Source organism: Lentzea sokolovensis (assembly GCF_033949975.1).
In the GTDB taxonomy this organism is placed as follows: Bacteria; Actinomycetota; Actinomycetes; order Mycobacteriales; family Pseudonocardiaceae; genus Lentzea; species Lentzea sokolovensis.
Genome location: NZ_JAXAVU010000001.1, coordinates 1,081,592 through 1,095,783, shown reverse-complemented (window position 1 = coordinate 1,095,783; position 14,192 = coordinate 1,081,592). Strand labels below are relative to the sequence as shown.

At 73.3% G+C, this 14,192-nt stretch carries 1 protein-coding gene; it reads left to right on the top strand.

Translation table 11 applies throughout. The features are described 5' to 3' along the window. The first annotated feature begins 31 nt into the window (after positions 1-31). Positions 32-14,167, top strand: a complete 14,136-nt coding sequence (locus tag SK854_RS04395; protein ID WP_455032258.1) for a type I polyketide synthase — start codon at positions 32-34, stop codon at positions 14,165-14,167. Positions 14,168-14,192 lie beyond the last annotated feature (25 nt).

The window sequence follows — 14,192 nt, the reverse complement described above, 5'->3', positions numbered from 1 at the left end:
AGACCCCACCATGGCCACCACCCCGGACAAGATCGTCGAAGCCCTGCGCGCGTCGCTCAAGGAGAGCGACCGGCTGCGGGAGGTCAACCGGCAGCTCGAGGCCGCGGCGGGGGAACCCGTCGCGATCATCGGGATGAGCTGCCGCTATCCCGGTGGCGCCGGTTCGCCGGAACAGCTGTGGGACCTCGTGTCCCGCGGCGGCGACGCCATCAGCGGCTTCCCGACGCGTCGTGGCTGGGACCTCGACGGCCTCTACGACGCGGACGCCGACGAGCCGGGCAAGGTCTACACGCGTGAGGGCGGGTTCCTGCACGACGCCGACCAGTTCGACCCGGCGTTCTTCGGCATCAGCCCGCGGGACGCGCTCGCCATCGACCCTCAGCAGCGGCTGCTGCTGGAGGTGTCGTACGAGGCGTTCGAACGGGCCGGGCTGACCCTGGACGTGGTGCGGGGCAGCAGGACCGGCGTGTTCTCCGGCGTGATGTACAACGACTACGCGGGCCGCATGTACCGGGTGCCGGAGGGCTTCGAGGGGCTGCTCGGCAACGGCAGCGCGGGCAGCGTGGCGTCCGGCCGGGTGGCCTACACGTTCGGGCTGGAGGGGCCCGCGGTCACGATCGACACGGCCTGTTCGTCGTCGCTGGTCGCCCTGCACCTCGCCGCACAGGCACTGCGCCAGGGCGACTGCACCCTCGCTCTCGCCGGGGGTGTGTCGGTGATGGCGACGCCGTCCGCGCTGGTCGAGTTCAGCCGGCAGCGGGCGCTGGCACCGGACGGGCGCTGCAAGGCGTTCGCGGCCGCCGCCGACGGTACGAGCTGGGCCGAGGGCGTCGGTGTCCTGCTCCTGGAACGGCTTTCCGACGCCGAACGCCTCGGCCACCCGATCCTGGCCGTGGTCCGCGGCACGGCGGTCAACCAGGACGGCGCCTCCAACGGCATGACCGCGCCGAACGGCCTGGCACAGCAGCGGGTGATCCGGGCGGCGCTGGCCAACGCCGGCCTGGCACCGTCCGATGTGGACGTCGTCGAGGCGCACGGCACCGGCACGTCGCTGGGTGACCCGATCGAGGCCGAGGCCCTGCTGGCGGCCTACGGGCAGGGCCGGGAACGGCCGCTGCTGCTGGGATCGTTGAAGTCGAACATCGGTCACACGCAGGCTGCGGCCGGTGTGGGTGGCGTGATCAAGATGGTCGAGGCGATGCGGCACGGCGTGCTGCCGAAGACCCTGCACGTCGACGCGCCCTCACCGCACGTCGACTGGTCGGCGGGGTCGGTGGAGCTGCTGACCGACGCCGTCGCGTGGCCGGAGACCGGTGCTGCCCGCCGGGCGGGTGTGTCGTCGTTCGGTGTCAGCGGGACCAACGCCCACGTGATCCTGGAAGCGCGGCCGCGGCCGGAGATCGCCGTTTCCGAGGCGGATTCGGTCGTGCCGTGGGTGCTCTCGGCCCGTTCCGAACCGGCGTTGCGGGCTCAGGCGCGCAACCTGCTGTCCCTGGTGGATGTTCCCGCGGCCGGGGCCGCGCTGCTCAAGTCCCGTCAGCTGTTCGAGCACCGGGCCGTCGTGGCCGGCGATCTGCGGGCAGGACTGACCGCGCTGGCCGAGCAGGGCACCGGTGCCGCCGTCGCCCGCGGTGTGCGCCGGGCCGTGTTCGTGTTCCCCGGTCAGGGTTCGCAGTGGGCCGGGATGGGCCGGGAACTCCTGGAGTCGTCTCCGGTGTTCGCGGCCAGGATGCGCGAGTGCTCGGGCGCCTTGAAGTCCTTTGTGGACTGGGACCTGTTCGACGCGCTGTCCGACGAGATCGCGTTGCGGCGGGTCGACGTCGTGCAGCCCGTGCTGTGGGCGGTGATGGTGTCGCTGGCCGAGGTCTGGCGCTCGTACGGGGTCGAGCCCGCCGCCGTGATCGGCCACTCCCAGGGCGAGATCGCCGCCGCTGTCGTCGCGGGTGGGCTGTCCCTTGAGGACGGTGCTCGCGTGATCGCGTTGCGCAGCAAGGCGTTGCTCGCGTTGTCCGGCCAGGGTGGCATGGTGTCGCTCACGACGTCCGTCGAACGCGCCGAGGAGTTGATCGCGCCGTGGGGTGAGAGTCTCTCGATCGCCGCGGTCAACGGCCCGTCCTCCGTCGTGGTCTCCGGTGACGCCGCCGCGCTCGACGAGCTGCTGGCGCAGGACCTTCCGGCCAGGCGGATCGCCGTCGACTACGCCTCGCACTCCCGGCACGTCGAAGCCGTTGAGGAGCAGTTGCTCGCCGCGCTCGCGCCGATCCGCCCGCGTACCGGTGCCGTGCCGTTCCACTCGGCGGTGACCGGTGACCCGCTCGACACCGCCGGGCTGGACGCCGGCTACTGGTACCGGAACCTGCGCGAGACCGTGCGGTTCGACGAGGTCGTGCGGCAGTTGCTGCCGGACCGTCCGGTGTTCGTGGAATGCAGTCCGCATCCGGTCCTCACGACCGGCCTCGACGAGACCGCGGACACCGTCGGCACCCTTCGTCGCGGCGAAGGTGGCCGGGCCCGGCTGCTCACGTCGATCGGCGCGGCCTTCAGCCTCGGCGTGGCCGTGGACTTCTCCGCCGAGTTCGAAGGCGTCGACCCGGCAGGCGTGGAACTGCCGACCTATCCGTTCCAGCGCGAGACTTTCTGGCTCGACGCGCCCGCGGTCAGCGCCGAAGCCGGCCTCGGGTCGGCCGGGCATCCGATGCTCGACCAGGTCGTCGCCCTTGCCGACGGCGACGGCCACCTCTTCACCGGACGGTTGTCCACGAGGTCACACCCGTGGCTCGCCGACCACGTCGTGCGCGGCACCGTCGTGCTGCCCGGCACGGCGTTGCTGGAACTCGCGGTGCGGGCGGTGCGCGAGACCGGCGGCCGGGTCGTGGAGGACCTGGTGCTGGAAGCGCCGCTGGTGCTGCCGGAGGACGGCACCGTCGAGGTCCAGGTGTCGGTCGGCGCTGCCGACGGCACCGGCCGGCGCGCGGTCGCCGTGCACAGCCGTGCCGCGGACGACAGCTGGACCCGGCACGCGAGCGGCGTGCTCGGCGGCACCGAGCCCGCGGCGGCGGATCTGCTGATCTGGCCGCCCGCCGGTGCCGAACCCGTCGACGTCGACGGTCTGCACGACCGGTTCGCGGCACAGGGTTTCGCTTATGGGCCGGCGTTTCGCGGCCTGCGCGCGGCCTGGCGGCTCGGCGAGGAGATCTACGCCGAGGTCGCGCTTCCTGCGGACCTCGCCCCGGAGGCCGCGCGGTTCGGCCTGCACCCGGCGTTGCTCGACGCGGCACTGCAGGCCGCGGCACTCGGAGGCGGAGATCGCGCGCTGATGCCGTTCGCGTGGTCCGGCGCGGTCCTTCGGGCGAGCGGCACCGCTGTGGCGCGCGTGCGGATCCGGCCGGCCGGGGAGGACGCGGTGGCGCTCGACGTCGCGGACGGGTCCGGGGCCGCGGTGGCCACCGTCTCGTCGCTGGTGCTCAGGCCGTTGGTGGCACAGCAACTCGTCGCCGACTCGCTGTTCAGTCTGGAGTGGACACCCGTCGAGGTGCCTTCGGCCGCGGTGACCGTGGACCTCGATGACGACCTGGTGCTCGCGCCCATCGCGGGCGATCCGGCCGATGTCGGCGGCAGCGTCCGCACGGTGCTGGCTCGCGCGCTCGACCTCGTCCGCGAGCATCTCGCGAAGGACGAGGGCCGTTTGGCGTTCGTCACCTCGGGAGCAACGACGGGGGAGGACCCGGCCGCGGCCGCTGTCTGGGGGCTGATCCGGTCGGTCCGCGCCGAGCACCCCGACCGGTTCCTGCTCGCCGACACCGACACCGCTGACGTTTCACCGCTGATCGCCGTCCTGGCCGAGGAGCCTGAGGTCGCGCTGCGCGGTGGCGAGGTTCTCGTGCCGCGACTGGTGCGCGTCCAGCCGACCGACGCGGCACCCGCGTTCGACGTCAGCGGCACCGTCCTGATCACCGGGGGCACCGGCGCGCTCGGTTCGTTGCTGGCGCGGCACCTTGTTGCCACGTATGGCGCCCGCAACCTGCTGCTGACCAGCCGCACCGGTGCCGGGCACCCCGACCTGGAGGGACTCGACGCCGACATCCGCGTCGCCCGTTGCGACGTCGCCGACCGCGACCAGGTCACCGCACTCCTGGCGGGCGAACACATCAGCGCCGTCGTGCACGCCGCTGGCGCCCTCGCGGATGGACTCGTGGAATCCCTGACCGCCGACGACTTCGAGAAGGTCCTGCGGGTCAAGGTCGACGCCGCACTCGCCCTGGACGAGCTGACGGACGCCGCGACGTTCGTGCTGTTCTCGTCGGCGACCGGCACGTTCGGCAGCGCGGGCCAGAGCGCTTACGCGGCCACCAACGCGGTGCTCGACGCCCTCGCGATCCGGCGGCGTGCCCGTGGTCTCGACGCGCAGTCGCTCGCGTGGGGGCTCTGGGCCCGCAGCGGCGGGATGACCGGCGCCATGACGGACCTCGACGTGCGGCGGATGACCCGCGCGGGGTTCCCGCCGCTGTCCGACGAGCAGGGGCTCGCGCTGTTCGACACCGCTCGCGCGCTGGACGGCGCGACCTTCGTGCCGGTGAAGCTGAACGTCGCCGCCCTGCGCGACCAGCAGGTGCCGCCGATGCTGCGCAAGATCGTCCCGGCGCGTGCCGTGGCGGCGACGGACGACGGCCTGCGGGCGCGGCTGGCGGGACTCGACGACGCCGGGCGCGACCGCCTGCTCACCGAGATCGTGCGCACCCACGTCGCGACGGTGCTCGGCCACGCGGATGTGTCCGTTGTGGACACTTCGGTGGCGTTCCGCGACCTGGGATTCGACTCGCTGACCGCGGTCGACCTCCGCAACCGCCTCCAGGCCGCGACCGGGCTGCGCCTGCCCGCCGCGCTGGTGTTCGACCACCCGACACCGGCGGCACTCGTCGCTTTCCTGAGCGCCGAACTCGGAGGTGACGCGGCGCTCCAGCAGGTCGTCACCGCGGCGGCCTCGACCGAACCGATCGCCATCGTCGGGATGAGCTGCCGGTTCCCCGGCGGGGTCGCCTCGCCGGAGGACCTCTGGCGGCTGCTCGCCGACGGCGGCGACGCGATCAGCGAGTTCCCCGCCGATCGCGGCTGGGACGTGGACGCGCTCTTCGACCCGCAGCCGCGGCCCGGCAAGACCTACGTGCGCGCGGGCGGGTTCCTCGACGGCGCGGCCGACTTCGACCCGGCCTTCTTCGGCATCTCGCCGCGCGAGGCACTGGCCATGGACCCGCAGCACCGCCTGCTGCTCGAAGCGGCGTGGGAGGCGTTCGAACGCGCCGGAATCGACCCGGCCAGCGTGCGCGGCAGCCGCACCGGGGTGTTCGCCGGCCTGATGTACCACGACTACGGCGCACGGCTGTCCGGCGGACCTGACGACGTCGAAGGTTTCCTCGGCGTCGGCAACTCCGGCAGCGTCGCCTCCGGCCGGATCGCCTACACGCTCGGACTGGAAGGCCCGGCCGTCACGGTCGACACGGCCTGCTCTTCGTCGCTGGTCTCGCTGCACCTCGCCGTGCAGTCGCTGCGGTCGGGCGAGTGCACGATGGCGCTGGCGGGCGGCGCGACCGTGATGGCCACGCCCGGCACGTTCGTCGAGTTCTCCCAGCAGCGCGGGCTCGCGCGAGACGGCCGCTGCAAGGCGTTCTCCGCCGACGCCGACGGTGCCGGCTGGTCCGAGGGCGTCGGCATGCTGCTGGTGGAGCGCCTGTCCGACGCGCGGCGGCTCGGCCACCCGGTGCTCGCGGTCGTCCGCGGCACGGCGGTGAACCAGGACGGCGCGTCCAACGGCCTCACCGCCCCGAACGGCCCGTCGCAGCAGCGCGTCATCCATGCCGCACTGGCGAACGCCGGCCTGGCACCGTCCGATGTGGACGTCGTGGAGGCGCACGGCACCGGCACGTCCCTGGGTGACCCCATTGAGGCGGACGCGCTGCTCGCCACCTACGGGCAGGGCAGGGAACGGCCGCTGCTGCTCGGTTCGGTGAAGTCCAACATCGGGCACGCCCAGGCCGCGGCCGGGGTCGCTGGCGTCGTGAAGATGGTCCTGGCGCTCGGCAACGAGACCGTGCCGCGCACCCTGCACGCTGCTACGCGGACACCGCACGTCGACTGGTCGTCCGGTGCGATCGAGCTGCTGGCCGACGCTGTCGCGTGGCCCGAAACGGGGCGGCCGCGGCGTGCGGCGGTGTCGTCGTTCGGCATCAGCGGCACCAACGCCCACGTGATCCTCGAAGCCGCTCCCGTCACCGCGGCGGTCTCCGCGGAACGGACCGCGCCCGCGGTGGTGCCGTGGGTGCTCTCCGCACGGACCGAGGACGCACTGCGGGCCCAGGCGGCCCGGCTGCCGTTCGGTGAGCCGGTGGACGTCGGGTTCTCGCTGGTCAGCACTCGTGCGCTGTTCGAGCACCGCGCGGTCGTCCTCGGCGACCACTCGGAGGCCTTGCGGGCGTTCGCCGACGGTGGCGCTCCCGCCGACGTGGTCACCGGGATCGCCCGGCCCGGACGGCGGGTGGCGTTCGTGTTCCCCGGTCAGGGTTCGCAGTGGGTCGGAATGGGCCGGGAACTGCTGGGGTCGTCTCCGGTGTTCGCGGCGCGGATGGCGGAGTGTGCCGACGCTCTCTCGTCCTTTGTGGACTGGGAGCTGCTGGACGTTCTCGATGACGCCGACGCGTTGCTGCGGGTCGACGTCGTGCAGCCGGTGCTGTGGGCCGTGATGGTCTCGCTCGCCGAGGTGTGGCGTTCCTTCGGTGTCGAGCCTGCTGCGGTGGTGGGTCATTCCCAGGGCGAGATCGCCGCCGCCGTGGTGGCCGGAGGACTGTCCCTGGAGGATGGTGCTCGGGTCGTCGCGCTGCGGAGCAAGGCGATTCTCCGGCTGTCGGGTTCCGGCGGCATGGTGTCGCTGGCCGTCACGCCGGACCGCGCGCGTGAGCTGATCGCGCCCTGGGGTGACCGGATCTCGGTGGCGGCGGTCAACGGGCCGTCGTCGGTCGTCGTCTCCGGCGAGTCCGGCGCTCTCGACGAACTCGTGGCCGCCGCACAGGACGCCCGCGCGCGACGGATCGCCGTCGACTACGCCTCCCACTCGGCTCAGGTGGAACTGCTGGCCGGCGAACTGGCCGAGGTGCTGGCCGGTGTCGAGCCCCTGGCCGGGCGGATCCCGTTCGTGTCCGCGGTGACCGGTGACGTGCTGGACACGAAGGAACTGGACGCGGGCTACTGGTACCGCAACCTGCGCGAGCCGGTGCGCTTCGATCTCGCCGTCGCCGGTCTGGTGGCGGGCGGGCACACGGCGTTCGTCGAGTGCAGCGCCCACCCCGTGCTCGCCGCGGGCGTCGAGGAGACCGCCGACGCGGCGGACCGCGCGGTCGTGGTGACCGGCACCCTGCGCCGCGACGACGGCGGTGCCGATCGGCTCACCCGGTCGCTGGCGGAGGCCTTCGTGGCCGGTGTGCCGGTCGACTGGACCGCGGCCTTCCGCGGCACCGGCGCCGTTCGGGTCGAGCTGCCGACCTATCCGTTCCGTCACCGCCGGTTCTGGCCCAGCGAACCCCTTGCGCCGCAGCTGGGTTCGGCCGATCCGGTCGGCGCGCGGTTCTGGACGGCGGTGGAGCGCGACGACCTGGCCGCGCTGGCGGACGACCTGGGTGCCGACCGCACGCAGTCCGAAGCGCTGGGCACGGTGCTGCCGGTGCTCTCGTCCTGGCGTCGGCGGCAGCGGGAGAAGTCCACTGTGGATGGCTGGCGGTACCGGGTCACGTGGCGTGCGCACACCCCCGAGCCGGCGGCGTTGACCGGTCGCTGGCTGCTGGTGATTCCGCCGGGCCACACTGACTCGGCCGATGTGCTCGGTGCGTCCTCGGCCGGCGCGGACTGGGCCGATGTCCTTGAACAGTCGTTGTCCACCAACGGCGCCGAAGTCGTGCGCCTGACCGTCGACCCGTCCGCCGACCGCGCCGCCCTCGCCGCCCACCTGGCATCCCAGGACGAAGCGGCAGGTGTCCTGTCGCTGCTCGCCTGCGCCCGCGGCCGGCACCCCCGGTTCCCGGCGGTGCCGCTGGCCCACGCGGCGACCATCACGCTCGTCCAGGCCCTCGGTGACGCCGGGATCGACGCGCCCCTCTGGGTGGCCACCCGCGGTGCGCTGAGCACCGGACCGTCCGACCCCGTCGACGATCCGGAACAGTCGCTGGTCTGGGGCCTGGGCCCGGTGGTGGGGCAGGAACACCCCGACCGCTGGGGCGGGTTGATCGATCTCGCGCCCATCCCGGATGCCGTCGCGGCCGACCGGGTGAGCGCTGTGCTGGCCGGGTCCGGTGCGGAGGACCAACTCGCCGTCCGCGCCACCGGTGTGCTGGCCAGGAGGCTGGCCCACGCGGCCGAGGACGATGCTCCCAGCACCTGGCGGCCTACCGGAACCGTGCTGGTCACCGGAGGCACCGGGGCACTCGGCGCGCACGTCGCCCGGTGGCTCGCCCGCGGTGGTGCCGAGCACGTCGTCCTCACCGGACGGCGCGGGCTCGACGCGCCCGGCGCGGCTGATCTCGTCGCCGAGCTGGAGGAGCTGGGCAGCAAGGTCACCGTGTCCACAGTGGACCTGGCGGAGCGGGAAGCGCTCGCCGCGCTGCTCGACGACATCGCGGCCGAGTGGCCGTTGACCGCTGTCGTGCACACCGCGGCGGCACTCGACGACGCCCTCCTCGGCGACCTGACGCTCGACCAGGTCGAGCACGTGTTGCGGGTCAAGGCCGAAGCCGCGGTCAACCTGCACGAGCTGACGCGTGGCCTCGACCTGTCCGCATTCGTGCTGTTCTCGTCGTTCGGTGGCATGTTCGGCGCGGCGGGCCAGGGCAACTACGCCCCCGGCAACGCTTTCGTGGACGCGCTCGCACGCCGGCGCCGGGACGAGGGCCTGCCCGCGACCGCCGTCGTGTGGGGGCACTGGGCCGCGGGCGGAATGGCGACCGGCGCCGTCGAGGAGCGGATGTTCTCCCGCGGCGTCCCGGCGATGGACCCGGACCTGGCGATCTCGGCGTTGCAGCGCGTGCTCGACCGCGGTGAGACCAGCGCGGTGGTCGTCGACATCGACTGGGCCCGCGTCGTCGCCGTGTCCGGCACGCCGAGCCCGTTGTTCCGCGAGATTCCCGAGGTGCGCAGGCTCGTCGCGGAGCAGGCTCCGGCTCCCGAACGGGCGAAGGATCTGCTGGGCGTTGTGCGCGCCCAGGTCGCGGCGGTGCTCGGTTACGACTCCGGTGCGGAGGTCGACGCCGAACGCGCGTTCCGGGACCTCGGCTTCGACTCGGTCACGGCGATCGAGCTGCGCAACCGCCTCCAGGCGGCCACCGGGCTGCGGCTGCCCGCGACCCTGGTGTTCGACTACCCCAGTCCCGAGGGGCTGGCCCGTCATCTCACCGCCGAACTCGGTGGCGAGGTGGCGCAGTCGGAGACCGTCACCGTCGCGAACTCGGACGAGCCGATCGCGATCGTCGGGATGAGCTGCCGGCTCCCCGGAGGTGTCCGCTCGCCGGAGGACCTGTGGCGGATGCTGGAATCGGGCGGCGAGGGGATCAGCCGGTTCCCGGGCGACCGCGGCTGGGAGCTCGACGGGCTCTTCGACCCCGATCCGGACGCACCCGGCAAGACCTACGTCCGCGAAGGCGGTTTCCTCGACGGCGTCGGCGACTTCGACGCGGCGTTCTTCGGGATCAGCCCGCGGGAGGCGCTGGCGATGGACCCCCAGCAGCGACTGCTGCTGGAGACGTCCTGGGAGGCGTTCGAGGCGGCCGGCATCACCCCGGCGGTGTTGCGTGGCAGCCGCACCGGCGTGTTCGTCGGCGCGAGCACGTCGTCCTACGGTGCTGGGCTGGCCGAGCCGCCGGAGGGCACCGAGGGGCACCTGCTCACCGGCACGTCGATGAGCGTCACCGCCGGACGGCTGGCGTACGTCTACGGCACCGAGGGCCCGGCCGTCACGCTCGACACGGCGTGCTCGTCCTCGCTGGTCGCGTTGCACATGGCCGGGCAGTCGCTGCGCACCGGCGAGTCGTCACTGGCGCTCGCCGGCGGCGTGACGGTGATGGCGTCCCCGGCTCCGTTCGTCCTGTTCAGCCGCCAGCGCGGACTCGCGAAGGACGGGCGCTGCAAGGCGTTCTCCGCCGCCGCGGACGGGATGGGCATGGCGGAGGGCATCGGCATGGTCGTGCTGGAACGGCTCTCCGACGCCCAGCGCAACGGGCACCCGGTGCTCGCGGTCATCCGCGGCTCGGCGGTCAACTCCGACGGCGCGTCCAACGGCCTGACGGCGCCGAACGGCCCGTCGCAGCAACGGGTGGTCCGCACGGCCCTGGCGGCCGCCGGTCTGGCACCGTCCGATGTAGACGCTGTCGAAGCGCACGGGACCGGCACGTCGCTGGGCGACCCGATCGAGGCGCAGGCGCTGCTGGCGACCTACGGCCAGGGCCGGGACACCCCGCTGTGGCTGGGATCGGTCAAGTCGAACATCGGTCACACCCAGGCGGCGTCCGGTGTCGCGGGCGTGATCAAGATGGTGCAGGCCCTGCGGCACGAGGTCCTGCCGCGCACCCTGCACGCCGAGGAACGCTCGACGCACATCGACTGGACCGCGGGCGCGGTCGAGCTGCTCACCGAGCAACGGCCGTGGGCGCGCGGAGAGGAACCTCGCCGCGCCGGTGTCTCGTCGTTCGGCGTCAGCGGGACCAACGCCCACCTGATCCTGGAGGAGGCTCCCGAACGAGCGCCGGTCGCCGAACCGGTCGCGCCGCCCGCCGTCGCGTGGGTGCTCTCGGCTCGCACGGCTGAGGCGGTGCGGGATCAGGCCGCCCTTCTGTCCCAGGTGGATGGTCTGAACCCGGTCGACGTCGGGTTCTCGCTGGCGACGACGCGGTCGGAGTTCCCGCACCGCGCGGTCGTCGTCGGACGGGACGGCGCCGAGCTGCGCGCCCGTCTGGAGGCGCTGGCCGGGCCCGGTGTCGCGGAGGGCGTGGCCGGTACGCCCGGCAAGGTCGTGTTCGTCTTCCCCGGTCAAGGTTCCCAGTGGACGGGCATGGCTGCCGACCTGCTCGACTCGTCACCGGTGTTCGCCGCTCGGATGGCCGAGTGCGCGGCCGCGTTGCGGTCCTATGTGGACTTCTCGGTCCTCGACGTCGTGCGGGAGCGCGAGCCGATCGAACGGGTCGACGTCGTGCAGCCGGTGTTGTGGGCGATCCTCGTCTCGCTGGCCGCGGTCTGGGAGTCGTTCGGGATCAGGCCCGACGCGGTGCTCGGGCACAGCCAGGGCGAGATCGCCGCCGCGGTCGTCGCGGGGGCGTTGTCCCTCGACGACGGCGCCAGGGTCGTGGCCCTGCGCAGCCAGGCGATCCGGGAACTCGCCGGTCAGGGCGGGATGGTCTCCGTCGCGCTCGGCGCCGACGCGGTGCGCGCACGGCTCGCTGACTACGCGGATCTCGCGGTCGCCGCGGTGAACGGCCCGGAGTCGGTCGTCGTGTCCGGCGGGGCCGCCGAGCTGACCCGGTTCTACGAGGCCTGCGTCGCCGACCGGGTGCGAGCCCGCCGGATTCCGGTGGACTACGCGTCGCACTCCGCGCACGTCGAGCGGATCGAGGACCAGGTCCGCGCACTGCTGGCCCCGGTCGCACCGGTCGCCGGTCGCGTGCCGCTGTACTCGACGGTGACGGGGCAGCCGATCGACACCACCACCCTCGACGCCGGGTACTGGTACCGGAACCTGCGCCAGACCGTGGAGTTCGAGCAGGCCACCCAGGCGCTGATCGAGTCGGGGCACGGCGTGTTCGTCGAGTGCAGCCCGCACCCGGTGCTCACCACGGCGATCAGCGAAACCGCCGACCGCGCCGAACGCGCGGTCGTCACCGGCGGCACGCTGCGACGCGACGCCGGTGGCGCCGACCGGTTCCTGCTGTCGGCGGCCGAGTTGTACGTCCTCGGCCTGCCGGTCGACTGGGCGAAGGTCTTCGCCGGTACCGGCGCCCGCAGGGTCGACCTGCCGCGGTACCCGTTCCAGCACCAGCGGTTCTGGATCGACTTCCAGCTGCCCGCGGCGGCGGCACCGGAGGACGCGGGGTTCTGGGCCGCCGTCGAGAACGGCGACCTGGCCGGGATGCTCGACGCGGACCAGGAAGCCGTGGCCTCGGTGCTGCCGGCGTTGGCCCGGTGGCGGGCTGATCGGGCGGAAGAGTCCGCTGTGGACTCGATGCGCTACACCGTCGACTGGGAGGCCGTCGCCGAACCCGAGGCGGGCGAACCGGGCCGCTGGCTCGTCGTCGTCCCACAGGGCGCGGACCCGGTCGCCGAGGAGCTGGTCGCGGAGTTCACGCGGCAGGGCAGCGAGGTCGTGACCACGAGGCCAGGAAGCGGTTTCGGCGACACGGAGTTCGACGGCGTGGTGTCGTTGCTCGCCCTGGACCGGACCGAAATCCGGCCTGGCGTCACGGCGGGACTCGTCGACGGCCTCGTGCTGTCGCAGGCTTTGACCGAGGCCGGGATCACCGCGCCGCTGTGGTGCGTGACCAGTGGCGCGGTGAGCGTCGGGGCGACGGACCTGCCGCCGGACCCGGTGCAGGCGCAGACCTGGGGCATGGGCCGAGTCCTCGGCCTGGAACAGCCCCGCCGCTGGGGCGGACTGGTCGACCTGCCGGTGGAGCCCGGCGCGGAGGCGTTGCGGCGCTGCCACGCCGTGCTGACCGGTCAGGGCGGCGAGGACCAGGTCGCGTTGCGGGACGACGGAACCTTCGGCAGGCGGCTGGTCCGGGCCACCCGGCCCGCCGTCGCACCGGCTCCGTGGCGACCGCGTGGCACCGTCCTCGTCACCGGGGCGACCGGCGCGCTCGGTCCGGTGATCGCGCGGAAGCTCGCCGAGGACGGGGCCGAACACCTGGTGCTGACGAGCCGTCGCGGCACCGCGGCGGCCGGGATGGACGCACTGACCGCCGAACTCACCGAGGCAGGGGTCGGCGTCACCGTCGCGGCCTGCGACGTCGCCGACCGCGACGCGGTGCGGGTGCTCGTCGAGAAGGTCGAGGCGGAGCACGGGCCGATCCGTTCGGTGGTGCACGCCGCCGCGCTGATCCGGCTCACCCCGCTCGCCGAGTCCACTGTGGATGAACTCGCCGACGTCCTCGCGGCCAAGGTCGCGGGCGCGGCTCACCTCGACGAGCTGTTCGCCGACCGCGACCTCGACGCGTTCGTGCTCTTCTCGTCGATCGCCGGGGTCTGGGGCAGTGGTGATCACGGCGCCTACGCGGCGGGATCGGCCTACCTGGACGCTCTCGCCGAACGACGCAGGGCAGGCGGCCGCACGGCGACGTCCATCGCATGGGGCGTCTGGGACGCACTGCACGTGCTGGACGACGGTGTCGTCGTCGAGGACCTGATGGACCTCAACCCGGAGTGGCACGGACTCTCGCCGATGGCTCCCACCGCCGGCATGCGCGGCATGCAGCGGGCGCTCGACCTCGACGACACCTTCGTGGCGGTCGCCGACGTCGACTGGGCGCGGTTCACCGCCGCGTTCACCTCCGGCCGGCCGAGCCCGCTGCTGAACGGGATCGAGGACGTCCGCAGGCTCGCCGCGGCGGAAGCCGAGGCCGACGCCGCGGCGGTCGGCACCCTCGAAGCGCTGCGGGAACGGCTGACCGCGATGGGCACCGCGGAACGCCGGCGGACCGTGCTCGATCTCGTCCGCGGCATCGCGGCGACCGTGCTCGGACACGCCTCACCGGCCGCTCTCGACCCGGCGCAGGCGTTCCAGGACCTCGGGTTCGACTCGCTCACCGCGGTCGACCTCCGCAACCGGCTCGCCACCGCGACCGGTCTGCGGCTGCCCGCCACGCTCGTCTTCGACCACCCGAACGCCCAGGCGCTCGCCGAGCACGTGCTCGCCGAGGTCCTGCCGGGCGACCGGGCACCGGGCCTCGCGGAGCTCGACCGGCTGGAAGCGGCACTGGTGGACGGCATCGCCGAGGGTTCCGCCCGCGCGGAACTGGCCCTGCGGCTGGAAACCCTGCTGAGCCGCCTCGCCGGTGGCCCGGCGCTCCCAGCCCCAGAGAACCACGACCTCGGCTCGGCGACCGACGACGAGCTGTTCGACGTGCTCGACGGCCTGCGCACTCCCTGACCTTCTTCCGCAGCAAGGAGCACCA